We start from the raw sequence: 20075 nt of genomic DNA, 5'->3' as shown, positions 1-20075 counted from the left end.
TTTTCACCTGATCGGTTGCCTTCGATCGGATGATAGCCAAACGGCGAAAATTGTGGAACCGTTGCGGCGACAAATAACGGCGTGGGGGCGCGGGCATGGTGACAGACGAGGCGCGGGCAAAACTTGCCGCCATTCCGATGCTCGCCGGCTACACCGGACCACTCGACCGGCTCGGCGGCCTCACCAACCTCGTCTTCAAGGCCGGCGATCTCTGCCTGCGCATTCCAGGCAAAGGCACGGAAGAGTACATCAACCGCGCCAATGAAACGGTGGCCGCGCGCGAGGCGGCCAAGGCCGGCGTCAGCCCGGAAGTGCTGCATGCCGATGCCGCCACCGGTGTGATGGTAACGCGCTTCATCGCCGGCGCCGTGACGATGTCGCCGGAGAAATTCAAGGAGAGGCCGGGCAGTCCGGCCCGCGCCGGCGAGGCCTTCCGCAAGCTGCACGCGTCCGGCGCGCTGTTCCCCTTCCGCTTCGAATTGTTCGCGATGATCGACGACTATCTCAAGGTGCTGTCGACCAAGGACGTCACCCTGCCGGCCGGCTATCACGACGTGGTGCGCGAGGCCGACAGCGTGCGCTCCGCGCTGGCCGCCCATCCGCTGCCGCTCGTCGCCTGCCATTGCGACCCCCTTTGCGAAAACTTTCTCGATACGGGCGAGCGGATGTGGATCGTCGACTGGGAATATTCGGGGATGAACGACCCGCTCTGGGATCTCGGCGACCTCAGCGTCGAAGGCAAATTCGACACCGACCAGGACGAAGAGCTGATGCGTGCCTATTTCGGTGGCGAGGCAAAGCCGGCCGAGCGCGGCCGCGTCGTCATCTACAAGGCGATGTGCGACCTGTTGTGGACGCTATGGGGATTGATCCAGCTAGCCAACAACAACCCGGTCGACGATTTCCGCGCCTATGCCGACGGCCGCTTCGCCCGCTGCAAGGCATTGATGGAGACGCCGGAATTTTCCCGGCATCTGGCGGCTGTGCGTTTGGGGTAGAGCAATTCCATGTGACAGCGGCTTTGGCGTTCCCGCGATTCTATCAAGCGCCAAAATGCCTGTTGTCGCGTCTACCTGAAAACCCGCTCTATTTCACTCAACGTCACTGTATCGTCAGACTTTTTGCAATACCAAATGATCAGCGCGATGGTACCGATGGGAAACAATCCCACCAGGAGCTGATGCCAACCGCTTCGGTTGATGTCATGCAGCCGGCGGGTGGTCATGGCCAGTGTCGGCAGAAGGGCGGCCAGATTCCATATCGATGAGATAATTTCATTCTTCACAACGGCATCGACTATGACGAGAATGACGCCGACAATGAAAAGGAAGAGGTAGGAATACCAGAACTCCGAGCGGCTGGCCCTGCCGGAAAAATTCACATAATTTCGAAAGAAACTCGAAATAGCTTCACTAAAATTCATCGGAGGCGGCGTTTCTCCGAAGCGATTGGCGCCAGCTGGTGGTGCTCTTAGAACAAACACCAGCGGCAAGCCGATCAGGACTAGAACGATCAGCCAATGCCATATAGAGAAACTGCCCATTATCCCCCCTCTATCGTAGTCTTTCCGGAGATATTGTTCTTGCCTCTCCCGGCCGAGAATCAATCCCGTATTGCGCCCGAAAAGCAACGTACACCGCAAAATATCGATGTAAATACCGGACTGCTTGACCGGAAACCCAGGCAATTCCGGGTGATAGCCTTCAGCGACTAAACGCGTCGCTTCGTGTGACGCGCTGTATGCTTTGTCTGGATGCAGTCGCGGACGGAAGCGATTTCACACTTTCCTGGAATTGCCTTAATTGACGCCCTTCGGGACGTTTTCGGGCGGCACCGTGGTGTCGACCACCTTCTGGCGGTGGAAGATGAACAGGCCGGCCAGGACGATGATGCCCGAGCCGATCAAGATGCGTGGACCGGGAACGTCGCCGAAGAACACCAGCCCGAACACCACGGCCCACAGGAGCAGCGTGTAGTGCAGCGGCGCCAGCGTCGAGGCCGGCGCCAGCTTGAGCGCCCGCGTGATCATCAGATGGGCGCTGCAGGAGACGATGCCGAGCAGCAGCATGGCACTGAAATCGAGTGCCGAAGGCGTCTGCCAGGCGCCGATGGTCAAGACACCGCCGACCAACAGCGTGCCGATCGTCTGCCATGTCACCAGATTGGTGTCGCTGGTTCCGCGCAGCCGCCGGTTGAGGATGATGGCGAAGGCGAAGGCGAGGCTGCCAACGAGCGCGAAGCTCGACGACAGCGAGAACGCGGCCGATGAGGGCTTCAGCATGATCACCACGCCGCAGAAGCCGAGCAGGATCGCCACCCAGCGGCGCCAGCCAACCTTTTCGCCAAGCAGGAAATGCGACAGCGCCGCCACATAGATCGGCCCGGCCATGTAGAAGCTCATCACGTCGGCAAGCGGCAGATAGACGACGGCTGCGTAGAACAAAGCGGTGTCCATCGTCGTCGCCACCACGCGCAGAATCTGCAGCCCGGGCCGCTCCATCTGGAGCAGCCTGCCGGCGCCCTGGTTAGCGATCATGGGGCCGAGCACGATAAAGGCGCCAATCGAGCGGATCAGCACCACCTGGCCGACGGAGAAGCTGGCGACCAGCCACTTGCCCATCGCATCGTTCAGCGCAAACAGGAAGTCGCCGGCCAGCATCAGCAGGATGCCGGCCAGAAGCACGTTCCTGATTGTGGAATTCTGCGCCACGGGTTGCATCATGCCGATCCCGATTCCTCCCTCGCGTAAGCCGCGTCGTAGACGGAAGCGGCCGCTTTTACGAGGAGAAATCAGGCAAAGGGTAAGACCAGCGTCGGGAATCGACTGTATCTAGCTGGATATATGCCTGCGGTTGACCAGCGCCGGGCGGCCCGGGATTGAAAGCCTGGTATCTTGCCTCGTCCGTTCCGCGACCAACTTGCCCCTGGCGATAACGCAAATGCGCTCGGCGCGCAGGCGCAGGGCTTCGATCGGATTGCCGGCGTCAAGAACGACAAGGCTGGCACGCTTGCCGACTGCCAGGCCCAGATGATCGAGACCCATGATGGCGGCATTGACGTTGGTGACCATGTCGAAGCAGCGCGCCATGTCGGCCGGGCTCGACATCTGGGCAACGTGCAGGCCCATGAAGGCAACGTCGAGCATGTCGGCGGTGCCCAGCGAATACCAGGGATCGAGCACGCAATCCTGACCCCAGCCGACACGGATGCCGAGCGCCTGCATCTCCTTGACACGGGTCATGCCACGCCGCTTCGGAAAAGTGTCGTGGCGGCCTTGCAGCATGATGTTTATCAGCGGGTTGGGGATGGCGGAGACGCCGACCTCGGCGATCAGCGGCAGCAGCTTCGATACATAGTAATTGTCCATGGAATGCATCGAGGTGAGATGCGAGCCGGCCGCCCTGCCTTGCAGCCCCAGGCGCTGTGTCTCAAAGGCTAGTTGCTCGATGTGGCGCGACAGCGGGTCGTCGGTCTCGTCGCAATGCAGGTCGACCATCAGGCCGCGTTTTGCCGCGATCTCGCAAAGTTCGGTCACCGAGCGCGTGCCATCGGCCATGGTGCGCTCGAAATGCGGGATGCCGCCGACGACATCGACGCCCATGTCCAGCGCTCGAATGGTGTTTTCACGCGCTTTCGGCGAGCGATAGAAGCCGTCCTGTGGGAAAGCAACGAGTTGCAGGTCGATATAGGGGGCGATCGTTTTCTTGACGTCGAGCAGGGCCTCGACCGCCAGCAAACGGTCATCGCAGACATCGACATGGGTGCGGATGGCGAGCAGGCCCATCGACACCGCCCAGTCGCAATAGGCGAGCGCGCGATCGCGCACCGCCTCATGCGTCAAAAGCGGTTTCAGTTCCCCCCACAGCGCAATGCCTTCGAGAAGCGTGCCCGAGGCGTTGATGCGCGGAATGCCATAGGACAGCGTCGCATCCATGTGGAAATGCGGGTCGACAAAGGGTGGCGAGACCAAATTGCCGCGGGCATCGACCTCGGTTCGCGCGACACCTTGCAGTTTGGGCTCGATCGCCGTGATCGTCTCGCCGCTGATGCCGATGTCGGCAATCCCGCCATCAGGCAGCGTGCCGCCACGAACGATAAGGTCGAAATCCATCTGTCGTCATCCCATTTCCAGAATCACCCAGCCATGGTGGCGCAAAAGACAGCTTGCCGCAGCCGTTTCTTTAGGCGGCCGCGAAGGTTCCCTCCGGCGGGAACTCGCTCTATAAGCCGCCTTTCGTCCACGCAGCGATCGGCTTCGGACTCAAGGCCACATTCGCAAACCATGGAAGCCCCGTGTGAACTTGAACTTGACGTTCCTGAAACGCGACGAACGCTCGATGGAAAACCAGCGCCTTATCGTGCGGCTGGTCAAAGAGTCCTTCGGGCAGCATAAGTTCGGATATGGCGCTGCCATCCTGTCAATGCTGGTGGTGGCCGGCACGACGGCTGCCAGCGCCTGGATCCTGCGCGAAATCACCAATGAATTCGTGATCGACAAACGGATCGACCGCGTCAACATGATTGCCGCGGCGGTCGCCGGGATATTCATCCTCAAGGGCCTCGCCAATTTCATCCAAGCCTACTTCATGAGCAGGGTCGGCAACGCCATCATCGCCGACCGTCAGCGCAAGATCTACGACCGCATCCTGGCGCAAGGCATCGAATTTTACCATTTGACCTCGTCATCCGACCTGATCACCCGCATGACCAACAATGCGCAGGCCGCACGCAACGTGCTCGACCTGATCGTCACCTCCTATGTTCGCGACCTGGTGACCCTGCTTGCCCTGATTGGTGTCATGGTCTGGCAACAGCCGGCGCTGTCGCTGATCTGCTTCGTCGTCGGGCCGCTGGCCATCTATGGCGTCAACCGGATCCTGAAGCGTGTGCGCAAGTTTGCCGCGATGGAATTCCGCTCGGTCGGCCAGATCATTCAGGTGATGCAGGAAACGGCGATCGGCGTGCGCGTGGTCAAATCCTTCAACCTCGAAGGCCTGATGCGCAAGCGCATGTACAAAGCGGTGGCTGATGTCGAGGACCGGGCCAACAACATCGCTGCGCTGGAAGCGGTGACAAGCCCGGTGATGGAGACGCTCGCTGGCCTGGCGATCGCCGGCGCCGTCATGGTCAGCGGTTTCCTGGTCCTGCAGGGCGGCCAGATGCCGGGCAACATCATGGCCTTCATCGCAGCGCTGCTGCTCGCCTATGAACCGGCAAAGCGCCTGGCGCGCGTCCGGATCTCATTGGAAAGCGGCATTGTCGGCGTGCGCATGATGTTCCAGCTCGCCGACACGCCGCTGACGCTGGCGGAGACGCCCGATGCGAGACCGCTTCGGGCCGGGCCGGGCGAGATCCGGTTCGATGCCGTCAGCTTCGCCTACCAGGATGGCCCGCCGGTGCTCGAAGGGTTCGACCTGACCCTTGCGCCCGGCAAGATGACAGCACTGGTCGGGCCTTCCGGCGGCGGCAAGTCGACGATCCTGAACCTGATCATGCGCATGTATGATCCGAAGAGCGGCAAGGTGCTGCTCGACGGTCAGGACATTTCCCATGCGACACTCGCCTCGCTCAGGGAAAAGATCGCCTATGTCAGCCAGGATACGTTCCTGTTTGCCGGCACCATCATGCACAACATCCGGCTTGGGCGAGAGGGCGCGACCGACGAAGAGGTGATTGCCGCCGCCAAGGCCGCCAACGCGCATGACTTCATCATCGCGCAAGCGAAAGGCTATGACACCGATGTCGGCGAGAATGGCGGCCTGCTGTCGGGCGGCCAGCGCCAGCGCATCTCGATCGCGCGCGCCATGCTGCGCGACGCCGAAATCCTGCTGCTCGACGAGGCGACCAGCGCGCTCGACGCCGAATCCGAAGCGCTGTTCCGCGAGGCGCTACAGCAGTTGACGGAAGGCCGCACGACGATCGTCATCGCCCACCGCCTGTCGACGGTGCACCAGGCCGACACGATCGTGGTGCTGGAGGGGGGCAAGGTGGTGGAGAGCGGAGCCCATCGTGCGCTGCTCAGGCAGGGCGGGCTTTACCAGAAGCTTTATGAGTACCAGCTGATGCCGTGAGGGTATGCCGGATGTAGGAGCCAAGCCCCCTCATCCGGCCCTTCGGGCCACCTTCTCCCCGAGGGGAGAAGAGGTCGTCAACGCCAGCGCCAGTCTCTTCTCCCCGACGGGGAGAAGGTGACCGCGAAGCGGCCGGATGAGGGGTCGGCGCGAACCTTACTCCGGCACGTGCCGCACCGCGCCCTTGTCGGCGCTGGTGGCGAAGGCGGCGTAGGCGCGCAGTGCCGTTGTCACCTTGCGCTTGCGCTTTTCCTCGGGCTTCCAGGCCAAGGCGCCCTTGGCGTCCATCGCTGCCCGGCGGCTGGCGAGCTCCTCGTCGCTGACGGCGAGGCGGATGGTGCGGTTGGGGATGTCGATCTCGATCGTATCGCCCTCCTGCACCAGCCCGATCGTGCCGCCTTCGGCGGCTTCCGGCGAAGCATGACCGATCGACAGGCCCGACGTGCCGCCGGAAAAGCGACCGTCGGTGACCAGCGCGCAGGCCTTGCCCAGGCCTTTCGACTTCAAATAGCTGGTCGGATAGAGCATTTCCTGCATGCCGGGGCCGCCGCGCGGACCCTCATAGCGAATGACGACGACGTCGCCGGCCTTGATCTCGTTGGAGAGGATCGCCTTGACCGAGGCGTCCTGGCTTTCGAACACCCGCGCCGGGCCGGTGAATTTCAGGATCGACTCGTCGACGCCGGCCGTCTTCACGATGCAGCCGTCGACCGCCAGATTGCCCTTGAGCACGGCAAGGCCGCCGTCTTTCGAGAACGGCGTCCCAGCCGAGCGAATGACGCCTTTCTCGCGGTCAAGGTCGAGATCGTCCCAGCGACGGTCCTGGCTGAAGGCGACCTGCGTCGGCACGCCGCCAGGTGCTGCGAGGAAGAAATCGCGGACATTCTGGCTGGTCGTGCGGGAAATGTCCCAGTGATCAAGCGCCTCGCCGAGGCTCGCCGTATGCACTGTCGGCAGGTCGCGGTTGAGCAGCCCGGCATTGTCGAGTTGGCCGAGGATGGCCATGATACCGCCGGCGCGGTGGACGTCTTCCATGTGGACGTCGGACTTGGCCGGCGCGACTTTGCAGAGCACCGGAACACGCCGCGACAGCCGGTCGATGTCTTCCATGGTGAAGTCGACCTCGCCCTCATGGGCGGCGGCCAGGATGTGCAGCACCGTGTTGGTCGAGCCGCCCATGGCGATGTCGAGCGTCATGGCATTCTCGAAAGCGCCCTTCGAGGCGATGCTGCGCGGCAGCGCCGTCTCGTCATCCTGCTCATAGTAGCGCTGGGCGAGATCGACGATGAGATGGCCGGCCTCGACGAACAACCGCTTGCGGTCGGCATGCGTCGCCAGCGTCGAGCCGTTGCCGGGCAACGACAGGCCCAGCGCCTCGGTCAGGCAATTCATCGAATTGGCAGTGAACATGCCCGAGCAGGAGCCGCAGGTCGGGCAGGCCGAACGCTCGATGACCTTGACGTCCTCGTCGGAAATCTTGTCGTCGGCGGCCGCGACCATGGCGTCGACCAGGTCGAGCGCCTGCGTCTTGCCGGCCAGCACCACCTTGCCGGCCTCCATCGGCCCGCCGGAAACGAACACGGTCGGGATGTTGAGGCGCAACGAGGCCATCAGCATGCCGGGCGTGATCTTGTCGCAATTGGAGATGCAGACCATGGCGTCGGCGCAGTGGGCATTGACCATGTATTCGACGGAATCGGCGATCAGCTCGCGCGACGGCAGCGAATAGAGCATGCCGTCATGGCCCATGGCGATGCCGTCATCGACGGCGATGGTGTTGAATTCCTTGGCGACGCCGCCGGCTTTTTCGATCTCGCGCGCAACCAGTTGGCCGAGGTCCTTCAGATGGACATGGCCCGGCACGAACTGGGTGAAGGAATTGACCACGGCGATGATCGGCTTGCCGAAATCACTATCCTTCATGCCGGTGGCGCGCCAGAGGCCGCGTGCGCCGGCCATGTTGCGGCCATGGGTGGTGGTGCGGGAGCGATAGGCAGGCATGTTTTTTCCTTGGTGGCTGGCCGCAGCCGAGGAATGGCGCGGCAGAGCTGAATTCGGACCGCAGGCGTTATAGACGCCATCGCTTGGTCTGGCCACAATTTTGCAATGCGCCAGATTTTCCCGAAAAAACGAGAGCTTCCGAAAAAATCGCAGGCCGCTGTCGGATCGCGTGCCGCACGGCCGTCCTTGGGCAGACGGCACGGAAATGGCACCATTCTCGGAGTCAGCCGTTTCACCGCAACAGCAAAGAGCAAACGGAGGAGCACGACATGCAAAAGATCACCACCTGCCTGTGGTTCGACGACCAGGCCGAAGAGGCGATGAATTTCTACGTGTCCATCTTCAAGAATTCGAAGGTGCTGAGCGTGATGCGTTGGCCTGAAGGCCACGCCGATGAAGGCAAGGCGCTGGTGACCACGTTCGAACTCGACGGCGTGCAGTTCCAGGCGCTCAACGGCGGACCGCAATTCAAGTTCAACGAAGCGATGTCACAGTCGATCGACTGCAAGACGCAGGAAGAGGTGGATTATTTCTGGGACAGGCTCATCGAAGGTGGCGGCGAACCGTCGCAATGCAGCTGGCTGAAGGACAAGTTTGGCGTCTCCTGGCAGGTCGTGCCGGAGCAATTGCCGCACCTGCTCAGGGATGCGGACCGGGCCAAGGCCGGCCGGGTGATGTCAGCGATGATGCAGATGAGCAAGATCGACATCGCCAAGATCGAAGAGGCGGCCAGAGGGTGAGAAGCGGTCCGCGTAGCGGACGAAAAGCCAATTGCTTGGCTTTTCGAGCTTCGAACGGTGAAGACCAGGTCCGCCTTCGGGCGGATCAAAAGGTCCAGTGGACCTTTTGAAGGGGCTGAACGCCCGAAGGGCTGGGGAGCCTGCGAAGGGCCGGGACACATGATCCCTGAGGTAGGCGCCGCCCTCATCCGCCCTTCGGGCGTTCATCGTTCGAAAAGCCAAGCAATTGGCTTTTCGTCCGCTGCGCGGACCACTCCTCACCTCCCCGTGAACGGGGAGAAGGAAGAGGCGCTCAGGCCGCCTTATCGCGGACCTGATAGTCCTTGATGGTGGCGAAGCGGATGGCTTTCCAGCGTTCGGCCTCGTAATTCAGAGAGAAAGCGTGCTGGGCCAAGAACACTGGATCGTTGTCGAGATCCCTGGCGATGTCGCCGCGATGCGCCTCGATGAAGCGAAGCGTCTCGGCCTTGTCGTCGGCCGAAATCCAGCGGCAGACGGAAAAGCGCGACATCTCGAACTCGACCGGCAGCGTGTATTCGAAGTTCAGCCGTTCTTTCAAAACGTCGAGCTGCAGCGCGCCGACGACGCCGACAATGGCTGGTGAGCCGTCCTCCGGCGAGAACAACTGCACGACGCCTTCCTCGGCCATCTGGTGCAGCGCTTCCTTGAGCTTTTTCGCCTTCATCGCATCGCCGAGGCGGACGCGACGCAGGATTTCCGGAGCGAAATTCGGCACGCCCCTGAAAAGGATTTCCTCGCCCTCGGTCAGCGTATCGCCGATGCGCAGCGTGCCGTGGTTGGGGATGCCGACGACGTCGCCGGCAAACGCCTCATCCGCCGTGACGCGGGTGCGGGCGAAGAAGAATTGCGGCGCCGACAGGCTCATCGGCTTGCCCGTGCGCACCAGCTTGGCCTTCATGCCGCGCTCGAGCTTGCCCGAGCAGACGCGCACGAAAGCGATGCGATCGCGATGATTGGGGTCCATATTGGCCTGGATCTTGAAGACGAAGGAGGTCATCTTGTCCTCCGTCGCCTCGACCTTGCGGGTGTCGGCTTCCTGCGCGCGCGGCGGCGGACCGAAGGCGCCGAGCGCCTCGATCAGGTCGCGCACGCCATAATTGCGCAGCGCCGAGCCGAAATAGACCGGCGTCAGATGGCCCTCGCGAAAGGCTTCTATATCAAGGGGTCTGCACGCTTCGCGCGCGAGCTCCAGTTCCTCGATGAAGGCCTCGCGCTCGTTTTCCGGCAGCAGGCCGGCGACGCGGTTGGAATCGGGACCGTTGACCGGTGTGCGCTCCTTCTCGTCATCGCCCTTGCGCACGGCGTTCAACGCGAGGTGATAGGTGCCGGAGAACGTCTTGCCGCGGCCGATCGGCCAGGTGATGGGTGCGGTGTCCAGCGCCAGCTTCTGCTCGATCTCGTCCAGGATCTCGAACGGGTCGCGGCTTTCGCGGTCCATCTTGTTGACGAAGGTGATGATCGGGATGTCGCGCAGCCGGCAGACCTCGAACAGCTTCAACGTGCGTGGCTCGATGCCCTTGGCGGCGTCGATGACCATGACGGCCGAGTCGACCGCCGACAATGTGCGATAAGTGTCGTCGGCGAAATCCTCGTGGCCGGGCGTGTCGAGCAGGTTGAAGACATTGTCTTCATATTCGAAGGTCATCACCGAGGTGACGACAGAAATGCCGCGCTCACGCTCGATCTTCATCCAGTCGGACCGGGTCTGGATCTTGTCCTTCTTGGCCTTGACCTCGCCGGCAAGCTGGATGGCGCCGCCGAACAGCAGCAGCTTTTCGGTGAGCGTCGTCTTGCCGGCGTCCGGGTGCGCGATGATCGCGAAAGTGCGGCGGCGCGCCACTTCCTCTGGTATTGTTTCGGGCATTCTCTGGGATTTCCGTGTGACAGGCCGGGCTTCTAGCAGCGTAGTGCCGGGCTGTCGACCGCCCCGGCGGCGCGGACGCCGCCGGATGCCGTCTCTCTCCATCCCTCAAGCCTGCGCGCATTTCGGCATTGGCAAGCGGCCATAGGAATGCCAATTGGATGACCATCCCTTGGATCACGAGACAGAGGAGCAAGCATGGCGGCGGCGAAACAGGTCATTGTCATCGGCGCCGGCATCATCGGCGCCTCCATTGCCTGGCATCTGACCAAGGCTGGCGCGCAGGTGACGGTCATAGCCGATAGCGCGCCTGGTGGCGTCGCCACGCCCAACTCCTTTGCCTGGATCAACGCCAGCTGGGGCAATCCCGAGATCTATTTCCGGCTGCGCAGCCGTGCGATGGCCGAGTGGAGACGGCTGGCAGATGAACTGCCAGGACTGCCGCTCGCCTGGTGCGGCGGACTATGCTGGGACCTGCCGCCCGACCGGCTCGAAGCCTACGCGGCCGAACACTCTTCATGGGGCTACGGCATCGAACGCGTTGGCCGCGACCGGGCGGCGCAAATCGAGCCCAACCTCGTCGTGCCTCCCGAATTCGCTGTTTATGTCGCGGAGGAAGGCGTGGCCGAGCCGGTTGCGACGGCCAAGACCCTGCTCGCGGATGCCGAACGGCGTGGCGCGCGGGTCATTGCCAGCACGGTCTCGGCACTGGCAATCACAAACGGCAGCATTGCCGGCGTGGACACGTCGCATGGGCTGATTGCCGCCGACGAGGTGGTGATCGCAGCTGGCGTCGGCGCACCGGCGATTGCCGCGACGGCGGGGATCAGCCTGCCGATCGAGACGCCGCCGGGTCTGATCGTCCATTCGCGGCCATACAAAAAGCTGCTCAATGGGCTGGTGCACGCCGAGAGGCTGCACATGCGCCAGACGGCTGAAGGCCGCATCATCGCCGGCTCGGATTTCGCCGGCGGCGATCCAGGCGATGATCCTGAAACCACGGCCCGCAACTTGTTCGCAGTGGCGAAGGCAGCGTTGCGCGGCGCCGACGGGCTGGAACTCGATTTCCACACCATCGGCTACCGCCCCAATCCGATCGACGGCTTTCCGATCATCGGCCGAGCCGAGGGCATGGACGGCCTCTATATCACCGTCATGCACTCCGGCATCACGCTGGCGCCGGCCGTCGGCCTGTTCGCCACACGGGAAATTCTTGACGGCGAGCGCGATCCGCTGCTTGCGCCCTATGGGTTGTCGCGCTTCGCTCAGTAGCCGGGCGGGCGGCGGAAGCCACCGGTGAACGGCTCAATCGCCGCCGCAATGCCAAGCAGCCGGGATTCCGACCAGCGTTTGCCGACCAGTTGCAGGCCGATCGGCAGGCCGTCGCGATTTTCTCCGCACGGCATCGCATGTGCGGGATGGCCACTGTAGTTGAAGACGGCACCATAGGCCGGCAGCATCCAGTAGCTTTGATCCTTGCCGTCGACCTTGATCGGCGTGCCCGGCTCGCAATGCGGGAAGGCCGTGGTCATGGCGACCGGGCAGAGCAGCGCATCCCAGTTTTCGAAGAACTGTTCCCAGGCGAGAATTGAGCGGTCGCGGCGGGCGAGCGCTTCGAACCAGCGCGAGACGGACGTCGGCTGCTCCGGCGGTTCGGGCTGCGCGGCTTCCATCATCATGCCGATCAGCGCGCCGCCCTGGGAGAGATCGTCGTGCAGATCGAGCTTGGGCAGTTTCGCTTCCTCGACGATCGCGCCGGCCGATTGCAGCTGCGCGGCGAGATTTTCGACAGCAGAGCTGATCTCGTCCGCCACCGGGAAACCAGGGAAGGACGGCGCGAAGGCGATGCGCAGCGTCTTGAGATCGAGTTTCGGCATGTCGTTGACCGGCACCGGCGTGAGATCGGTGTCGCGCCCGTCCGGCCCGGCGATGATCCGATAGATCAACGCCAAATCGTTCACGCGGCGCGCCAGTGGCCCAAGGCAGGACATCAGCCGCACGCTGCGTGCGGCGCCGCCCGGATCGGGAAAAGCACCGGCCAGCGAGACGCGATGCTCCGTTGGTTTCAATCCATAGACGCCGCAGAAGGCGGCGGGCAGGCGGATTGAATCCTGCATGTCGGTGCCGACATCGAACGGCGTCATCCCGGCCGCGACCGCCGCTGCGGCACCACCGCTGGACCCGCCGGCGGTGCGCTCAAGGTTCCATGGATTACCGGTGCGGCCGAACAACGGATTGGTCGATTGCCAGTCCGATAGCATGGTGGCGACATTGGTCTTGGCCATCAGGACGCCGCCAGCCGCCTTCAGCCTGGCGACGACCGGGCTGTCGTGTCTGGCGACATAATCGGCGAACGGCGGGAAGCCGACCGTGGTTTTCATGCCTGTCGTTTCGTGCGTGTCCTTCAGCGTGAAGGGAACGCCGTGCAGCGATCCGGGCGTGGCGCCGCGCGCGAGTGCGGCGTCTGCCTTTTTGGCGCGTTCGTACGCGCCTTCCCGGTCGAGCGAGATGACGGCGTTGATTGCCGCGTTGTGGCTGTCGATCTGCGCCAGATGGGCGTCGAGTGCCTCGACGGCAGAGATTTCGCGCCGGGCGATGGCGGCGGCGAGATCGGTTGTCGAGGAAAAGACGGGATGCATGATCAAGGCTCCGGCTTGGCGGCGCTCACCTGGAAAATGGCGGACAGCGGCGCTGCTTCAAGAGGAGTTGAGCATTCGGAGCTTGGCAGTACTTGATCGAAATTGCGCAGACAATCGGTGAGGTCGGCGCGCTGTCCTGCAGCGTCGCCGCTATTTGCAATTAGACTGCCAGGGCCAGTCTGGCCGATGCCGGCACGAAAGGCCGAATGGCAATGCCATCCCCAGTCATGGTGACGAAGCTCGATGGCGGGATCGCCTGCCAGTCGCCACCCTCGCGATCAAACGGCTCCGAAACGATGCAGCGGCCGCCCCTGCGCAAAACGGAAGTGTAGAGCGTCGGCGCGTGGGCGTCGGTGGCGTAGCGCACCGCGTGCAGCGCCTGCCCATCCGAGAAGGCGGCGGTGAGTTTCAGCGCCGGTTCGAGGCCGGCGCGGCGCGAGGCTTCCAGCACGCGGCTGGTGGCGCGCGACACCGCACCTTGCGGGTCGCCAGCCAATCCCTCGTCGATCATGAGGAGAAAAAACAGCTCGGAATCGGTGGTGCCTTCGCGCTGGTCGAAAACGGCGTCGGACAGCGAATTCTCCAGCGCGCGGCGGATCTTTTCGAAGCCGCCGATCTGGCCATTATGCATGAACGACCAGCGCCCCGAGATAAAGGGATGGCAGTTCATGCGGCTGGTGGCGCCGCCGGTGGAGGCCCGCACATGAGCGAGGAACAGCCCGGATTTGATCTGCCGGCACAGGCTCTTCAGATTGGGATCCGACCAGGCCGGCAGGATGTCGCGATAGAGGCCAGGCTCGGGCCGGTCGCCATACCAGGCAAGGCCAAAACCGTCGCCATTGGTCGGCGACTTCGCTTCCTGGGCGCAATGGCTCTGGGCGATCAGCGAGTGACAGGGCGCGGTCAGAATGCCTTCGAGAAAGACCGCTTCACCGAGATAGGCCGCCCACCGGCACATCGCTTCTGTCGCCCTCTAAGCGCGATCCAGAAGAGCCGCCGGCTCCTTGGTCGCGTGTGTGCCTCTGTTGTGCGTCCGCTCGTAAAGCTCGCGAACGATTCGGCTTGCCGTAGTCTCGAAGAGAAATGGCAAGAAAGCATGAACGAGCGCGGCACCCGCCGCCATCAGCAAACGCGAGGAAAACCAGGCGGCAAAGCCCATATGGCCGAAATAGGTTTCGCCAACCTTGGCCGGATGAGAGGTGAAAATCCTTGCGAGCGACATTGAGGTCCCCTTCAGCGCTGGCGTTCCGATATGTGTATCCTGACACGCTTCGCCGGTTCATCGGTCTCAAAATATCCTTGTCTTTTGTCATTCCATGGGACAAACATCCCAATATGGCGCTTGATATCGACGAAATAGACCGAAAACTGCTTGCCGAATTGCAACGCGACGGCACCTTGTCGGTCGACCAGCTGTCTGAACGCGTGGCCTTGTCGCGCAATGCCTGTTGGCGGCGCGTCAAGCGGCTGGAGGAGGATGGCGTCATCACCGGCCGCGTGGCGCTGGTCGACGCCGAAAAGCTCGGGCTTGGCCTGTCGGTGTTCATCCTGATCCGCACGTCCAACCATGATCCGGACTGGCTGCAGAAATTCCGGGCGGCGGTGACCGGTTTTCCCGAGATCACCGGCGTTTACCGCATGTCCGGCGACCTAGACTATGTCTTGCGCGCCCGCGTTGCCGACGTGAAGGCCTATGACCGGCTCTACCAGCGGCTGATCGCCAAGGTGGCGTTGTCGGACGTTTCCGCCTCCTTCGTCATGGAGGAGATCAAGGAGACGACGGTGGTTCCGATGGCTTGGTCATACTGATGCCGGAAAGAAAGCCGTTGATAGCGGTGCGGGCGAATTGACCGAATCGGCAATCGCGCCGATAGGATCGATTTTATGCGTGCAGCCCTTCAAAACTCCTCCGTCATCGGTCCGACCGTCGGCTTCGTCAGATTGCCGCATGCCGAAGGACTACCCCTCCCCGCCTATGAAAGCGCCGGCGCCGCCGGCATGGATTTGCGCGCCGCTGTGCCCGACGACCGGCCGCTGCTGATCCTGCCTGGCAAACGCGCGCTGGTGCCGACCGGGCTGATCCTGGAAATCCCCGAAGGCATGGAAGGCCAGGTGCGGCCGCGCTCGGGCCTGGCTTTCAAGCATGGCCTCACCGTCCTCAATTCGCCGGGAACGGTCGACAGTGACTATCGCGGCGAGGTGAAGGTGCTGCTGATCAATCACGGCGACGAGGATTTCGCGGTGACGCGCGGCATGCGCATCGCCCAGATCGTTTTTGCTGTCGTGACGCAGGCGGCTGTCGAAGAGCGTTCGCTCGCCGGCGGCACGGCGCGTGGCTCGGGCGGGTTCGGATCGACCGGCACCGCCTGATGCGAATTCCGAAACTCGTTATCTTCGACTGCGACGGGATCCTGGTCGACACTGAGAACCTAGCCAATCGACGCCTTGCGGAATGGCTGAGCGCGGCCGGCTACCCGACGAACTTCGAATACTGCCGCAAGAATTTCTCCGGCCGCAGCATGCTCTCGGTGCAGAAGGAAATCGAAGAGCAGACCGAGGTCCGGCTCGGCGCCGATTTCGTCGATCGCTGGAATGCCGGCCTGCCGGACCTGTTTTCCCATGGCGTCGAGGCGATCCCCTATGTGCGGGAGTTCATCGAGGCGGTCCGAGCGGCCGGCATCCCCTATTGCGTCGCCACCTCGGCCAGGATTTCAAAAATGCACATCACGCTTGGCCAGACCGGGCTGTTGCCGCTGTTCGAACGTGCGATGTTTTCCTCGACCATGGTCGGGCGCGGCAAGCCGTTCCCGGACCTGTTCCTGCATGCGGCCAAGACCATGGGCTTCGCGCCCGCCGACTGCATCGTCGTCGAAGACAGCGTCGCCGGCACACAGGCCGGCATAGCCGCCGGCATGCGGGTGTTTTCCTATCACGGCGACCCCTATTCCGACCGCGATGGCCTGATCCAGGCCGGCGGCATCCTGTTCAACGACATGCGCGAACTGGCCGGGCTGGTGCCGATCCACTGAATCTCGGCACGGCTGCACGGAACCGGAACCCGTGCTAGCGTGAGTGGCCTGATCCTGGGGGGCCTCATGCCAACGAGCCTTTTCCGCGTCATCCTCGCCGTGACGATGCTGCCGTTCTTGTGGACTGCGGCCGGCGCGCAGACCGTGAGCTTTCCCGAACTCAACAGCGCCCTACCTGGCCGCAGCGATGCTACCTATCTCGACCTGGCCAGGATGGTCATCCCGGACCTCGCCACGGACAGGGGCGGTTTCTACAAGGGCGCGCTGCCGATCGAGATGCGCCACATAGAGGGCCCGGATAGCGGCGGGTCCCCGCCCGAAGCATCGAGCCTTTCGAACGCCGAGGCGCTCTCCATCAAGTCTGGCGGCAAGGACCGACTGGCGGTGCTTTTCGACCTCGGCGATTCTCCCGACAGCGCCGAGGGCTATGCGGTGCTGGCGCTCTACGACGTCACGGCCAAGCCGATGCTGCTCGATGCGGCCAATGTCGCGGTCGACCGCAGCACCTATTTCCAGAAACCGGGCAAACTCGCCATCGGCGCCAACGATGACATCCTCACGATCGAGAGCTCGCATTCCAATTCAAACCAGAACTATGTGATCGCGTCGCTGATCATGGTCGCCAACGACAAGCTCAAGCTGATCGACATGATCTACATGCTCGACGAGCACGTATGTGCCTTCAGCCGGACGCAGGACATTGCCTTCAGGGCCATCGCAGAGGGCCGGCGCCATGCCGCGATCAAAGTGACGGTGACAGACACCACGGGACCGACCGGTGATAGCTGCGATGACGCACCGCCGAAGATGGCGTCCCACCGGATCTCCGTAACCTATCACTGGAACAAGAAGCGTTCGCGCTACGTCAAGGATTCCAAGGCATTCGAGCGTTTGTCAGCAGAGAACGCCAAACGCTTCTAAACCAATCGCATTCGTTTGCCCGGCCAGGAAGGGCAGGATAAATTCCGCAGAGCCACGCCACATGATGGGGGAACTACTATGGACAAGGGCAAGATCTTTCGCGACCTGCATGCCTCGACCTTCGTCATGCCCAATCCCTGGGATCCGGGCACGACCAAGCTGCTCGGTTCCTTCGGTTTCAAGGCGCTGGCGACGACCAGTGCCGGCTTTGCCTTTTCGCGCGGCCTGCCGGATGGCGCGGTGACCTTCGAGCAGATGATCCACCATTGCCGCGAGGTGACGGCGGCGACCGACCTGCCGGTGTCGGCCGATCTCGAGAAAGGCAAGGGCGACAGCGCCGAGCAGGCCGCCGAAACCATCTTCGCGGCGGAAGCGGCCGGCCTTGCCGGCTGCTCGATCGAGGACCACACCGGCGACCCCGACAAGCCGATCTATGATTTTGCACACGCCGTCGAACGCGTTGCTGCGGCGGTGGAGGCAGCACGCGCCCTGAAGCGTGATTTCGTGTTCACGGCGCGCGCCGAGAATTTTCTCTGGGGCAAGTCCGATCTCGACGACACCATCAAGCGGCTGCAGGCCTTCGAGAAGGCCGGCGCCGACGTGCTCTATGCGCCGGGCATCGGCGACGTCGAGATGGTGCGCACGATCTGCTCTTCGGTCGGCAAACCGGTCAACGTCATGGCGAAGCCTGGCTTCACCATCGCGGATCTTTCAATGGCTGGTGTGAAACGCATTTCGCTCGGGCCGTGGCTGACCAACTTCGCTTACGGCATGCTGGAGACGGCGGCGCGCGAAATCCAGCAGGACGGCACATTCGGTTTCACCCGCGCCGCCATGCCATTCGGCAAATTGCAGGCGCTGTTCGGCAAATCCCCGGGTTAAAGCAATTCCAGGAAAAGTGTGACGCGGTTTTCCCGGGGAAGCGCGCCGCGCGTTCCGTCCGGAATTGCGCAACACAAAGAATCACCGGCGGCTTTCGCGCGCCGAAACCGCCTTGTGCAGATGCACCATCATGGCGGCGGCGAAGAGCGGCGTCAGCAGATTGAGCAGCGGCACGGCAAGGAAGGCCGCGATGACCAGCCCGGCGAGAAAGACCGTGCCGGCATATTGCCGGCGCAAGGCCCTGGCCTCGTCCTCCCCGTGAACGCGCATGGCGGCGAATTCGAAGAATTCGCGGCCGAGCAGGTAACCGTTGACGATGAAGAAGGCGGCGATGTTGATGCCCGGCACCAGCAGAAGCATGAGCGCCACGATGTTGCCTGCTATAACGACGCCGACGAATTTTATCGCCAGCACCAGCGAGCGCAGGGCCGGCATGGCACGGCCGGGCGGGTCGCGTGGATAGTCGGTGCGCTCGACCACTTCGGCGATATCGTCGAGGAACAGGCCGGCGATCACCGCCGTGACCGGCGCGACGAGCAGGGCCATGCCGAAGGCAAGCGCGATTGCCGCGACGATGCCGCCCAGCCAGCCGGCCCAGGACGGTATGCCCGGCAACAAGGTCTGGAGCCACGGCAGAGCCAGCCACTCGACAAGGCTGGTCAGGCCGAACCACAAGGCGACCAGCGCCAGCACGGTCAGGCCCAGCGTCTTGATGAACACGGCACGAAACGGCGGCGAGAGCAGCTCGAGGGCCGCAGTGCGGGCAGCGTCGAAAATCACCGTGCTTCAACCCCAGGTCAGCGACACCGCCGGAAGGCGGGACGTTCACGAGATAGGCAGCGCGGGTCGCGAGCACAAGCGTACGGTTTCTTTGCTTTGCTCTACCGCGCGAAAGCCGGCTTCCTGACCGGTATGGTCATGGCCGCGACGCCGACCACGACAAAACCCATGCCCAGCCATGCCGTCGGACCCAGGCTTTCGCCGAGGAAGACAGCACCGATGCCGACGCCGATCGGCACGCGCAGATAGGCCTGCGACGTCGTGCCGACAGAACCCAGCGTGTGGATGAGGCGGAAATAGATGACGAAGGCGAGCGCCGTCGAGAACACCGACAGCCCAAGAAGGGCCAGGATCGATGCGGTCGAGGGCGTCAACGTCCAGGGCTGATCGACCACCAGGCTGAGCGGCACCAGCATGACCGCGCCGCACAGCATCGAGCCTGCCGCCGGCAGCATCGGATCGAGGCCCTTGAAGCCACGGCCGAAGATGGCGGCAGCGGCGTAGCAGATCGTTGCGACGACGATGGCCACCTGCGCCCACAGTTCGTGGCCGAGACCACCCAGCGCCTCGGTGCCGACGATGAGGCAGATGCCGGCAATGCCGGCTCCGACACCGATCAGTTTGCGCACCGTGACCGGCTCATGGCGAGTGATGAGCGCGGTGAAAACGAAAGTAAAGATCGGCGAAGTGGAGTTGAGGATGGTGGCGAGGCCGGCATCCACCGAGCGCTCGGCCGCGGCGATCAGCGTGAACGGTATGACGCTGTTGAGGCAGGCTTGGAAGGCGAAGCGGCGCCAGGTGGCCGCATCGCGCGGCATGGCAAGCCCGCGCCAGCGGATGATGGCGAACAGGATGCCACCGGCGATCATGGTGCGGGCCGCGATGAAGGTGACCGGCGGGATCGTTTCGACGCCGATCTTGATGAAGGTGTAGGAAGCGCCCCACAGCACCGCCAGCAGGCCGAGCAATGCCAGGTCGGTGGTTGTATCGCTCTTTGCAGACATTGGGGGGCTCGCCGCCTTCGGGTGTGATCGAGCGTGTTCTAGGCGACGCCGCGAAGAAATGCTTCGTCCACGGTCGAATTGTCGTAGCGCCTGGCTGCTACCGCTACGCCGGCAAGGACAGAAAAT

The 20075-nt window shown here is 63.1% G+C and carries 19 protein-coding genes; 9 read left to right on the top strand and 10 right to left on the bottom strand.

The window, feature by feature from the left end:
* Positions 1–95: 95 nt before the first annotated feature.
* Positions 96–998: a phosphotransferase gene (locus tag AC1D05_RS12440; protein WP_477441005.1), complete on the top strand. Its 903-nt coding sequence runs from the start codon at positions 96–98 to the stop codon at positions 996–998.
* 71 nt (positions 999–1069) lie between these two features.
* Here the strand turns inward: AC1D05_RS12440 and AC1D05_RS12435 are convergent, their stop codons facing one another.
* From AC1D05_RS12435 to AC1D05_RS12425, 3 genes are all read right to left on the bottom strand, one after another.
* Positions 1070–1543 carry a DUF805 domain-containing protein gene (locus AC1D05_RS12435; RefSeq protein ID WP_477441004.1) on the bottom strand — a complete coding sequence of 158 codons (474 nt, stop codon included), beginning with the start codon at positions 1541–1543 and terminating at the stop codon, positions 1070–1072.
* A 255-nt stretch (positions 1544–1798) separates the two neighbouring features.
* A complete protein-coding gene (locus tag AC1D05_RS12430) occupies positions 1799–2722 on the bottom strand; it encodes a DMT family transporter (protein WP_477441003.1) in 924 nt (307 codons plus the stop codon).
* 108 nt (positions 2723–2830) lie between these two features.
* Complete coding sequence (locus tag AC1D05_RS12425) at positions 2831–4111, bottom strand: amidohydrolase family protein (RefSeq protein WP_477441002.1); 1281 nt, start codon at positions 4109–4111, stop codon at positions 2831–2833.
* 205 nt (positions 4112–4316) lie between these two features.
* On the opposite strand from AC1D05_RS12425, the gene AC1D05_RS12420 reads away from it, so the two are divergent.
* A complete protein-coding gene (locus AC1D05_RS12420) occupies positions 4317–6071 on the top strand; it encodes an ABC transporter ATP-binding protein (protein ID WP_477441191.1) in 1755 nt (584 codons plus the stop codon).
* A 156-nt stretch (positions 6072–6227) separates the two neighbouring features.
* On the opposite strand, the gene ilvD is transcribed toward AC1D05_RS12420, so the two are convergent.
* The gene (gene ilvD / locus AC1D05_RS12415; RefSeq protein WP_477441001.1) at positions 6228–8072 is read right to left on the bottom strand and encodes a dihydroxy-acid dehydratase; all 1845 of its coding nucleotides are present in this window, start codon (positions 8070–8072) and stop codon (positions 6228–6230) included.
* Positions 8073–8341: 269 nt separating this feature from the next.
* On the opposite strand from ilvD, the gene AC1D05_RS12410 reads away from it, so the two are divergent.
* A complete protein-coding gene (locus AC1D05_RS12410; RefSeq protein WP_477441000.1) occupies positions 8342–8812 on the top strand; it encodes a VOC family protein in 471 nt (156 codons plus the stop codon).
* Positions 8813–9104: 292 nt separating this feature from the next.
* On the opposite strand, the gene AC1D05_RS12405 is transcribed toward AC1D05_RS12410, so the two are convergent.
* Positions 9105–10697, bottom strand: a complete 1593-nt coding sequence (locus AC1D05_RS12405) for a peptide chain release factor 3 (RefSeq protein ID WP_477440999.1) — start codon at positions 10695–10697, stop codon at positions 9105–9107.
* A 195-nt stretch (positions 10698–10892) separates the two neighbouring features.
* On the opposite strand from AC1D05_RS12405, the gene AC1D05_RS12400 reads away from it, so the two are divergent.
* Complete coding sequence (locus AC1D05_RS12400) at positions 10893–11966, top strand: NAD(P)/FAD-dependent oxidoreductase (protein WP_477440998.1); 1074 nt, start codon at positions 10893–10895, stop codon at positions 11964–11966.
* Here the strand turns inward: AC1D05_RS12400 and AC1D05_RS12395 are convergent.
* From AC1D05_RS12395 to AC1D05_RS12385, 3 genes are all read right to left on the bottom strand, one after another.
* Entirely contained in the window at positions 11960–13333 is a 1374-nt protein-coding gene (locus tag AC1D05_RS12395; protein WP_477440997.1) for an amidase, read from the bottom strand. The two genes, AC1D05_RS12400 and AC1D05_RS12395, sit on opposite strands and share 7 nt — an antisense overlap.
* Before the next feature lie 160 nt (positions 13334–13493).
* On the bottom strand, positions 13494–14291 hold the full coding sequence (locus AC1D05_RS12390; protein WP_477440996.1) for a class II glutamine amidotransferase: 798 nt from the start codon (positions 14289–14291) through the stop codon (positions 13494–13496).
* 15 nt (positions 14292–14306) lie between these two features.
* Entirely contained in the window at positions 14307–14555 is a 249-nt protein-coding gene (locus AC1D05_RS12385) for a DUF6356 family protein (protein ID WP_477440995.1), read from the bottom strand.
* A 113-nt stretch (positions 14556–14668) separates the two neighbouring features.
* Here AC1D05_RS12385 and AC1D05_RS12380 point away from each other — a divergent pair, with 113 nt between their 5' ends.
* From AC1D05_RS12380 to AC1D05_RS12360, 5 genes are all read left to right on the top strand, one after another.
* Positions 14669–15142 (top strand): Lrp/AsnC family transcriptional regulator, encoded by a 474-nt coding sequence (locus tag AC1D05_RS12380; protein WP_477440994.1) that lies wholly within the window; start codon positions 14669–14671, stop codon positions 15140–15142.
* Positions 15143–15217: 75 nt separating this feature from the next.
* A complete protein-coding gene (dut, locus tag AC1D05_RS12375) occupies positions 15218–15703 on the top strand; it encodes a dUTP diphosphatase (protein ID WP_258587666.1) in 486 nt (161 codons plus the stop codon).
* A complete protein-coding gene (locus AC1D05_RS12370) occupies positions 15703–16362 on the top strand; it encodes an HAD family hydrolase (protein WP_477440993.1) in 660 nt (219 codons plus the stop codon). The genes dut and AC1D05_RS12370 overlap by 1 nt, the downstream gene beginning before the upstream one ends.
* Before the next feature lie 66 nt (positions 16363–16428).
* Positions 16429–17283 (top strand): hypothetical protein, encoded by an 855-nt coding sequence (locus AC1D05_RS12365; protein ID WP_477440992.1) that lies wholly within the window; start codon positions 16429–16431, stop codon positions 17281–17283.
* Between the two features lie 78 nt (positions 17284–17361).
* On the top strand, positions 17362–18165 hold the full coding sequence (locus tag AC1D05_RS12360) for an isocitrate lyase/PEP mutase family protein (protein WP_477440991.1): 804 nt from the start codon (positions 17362–17364) through the stop codon (positions 18163–18165).
* A gap of 81 nt (positions 18166–18246) precedes the next feature.
* Here the strand turns inward: AC1D05_RS12360 and AC1D05_RS12355 are convergent, their stop codons facing one another.
* The gene (locus AC1D05_RS12355) at positions 18247–18945 is read right to left on the bottom strand and encodes a sulfate transporter family protein (RefSeq protein ID WP_477440990.1); all 699 of its coding nucleotides are present in this window, start codon (positions 18943–18945) and stop codon (positions 18247–18249) included.
* A gap of 101 nt (positions 18946–19046) precedes the next feature.
* Positions 19047–19949 (bottom strand): DMT family transporter, encoded by a 903-nt coding sequence (locus AC1D05_RS12350; RefSeq protein ID WP_477440989.1) that lies wholly within the window; start codon positions 19947–19949, stop codon positions 19047–19049.
* Between the last annotated feature and the right edge of the window lie 126 nt (positions 19950–20075).

Source organism: Mesorhizobium sp. P2_E9 (assembly GCF_056403815.1).
This window is presented reverse-complemented; position numbering and strand designations above follow the sequence as displayed.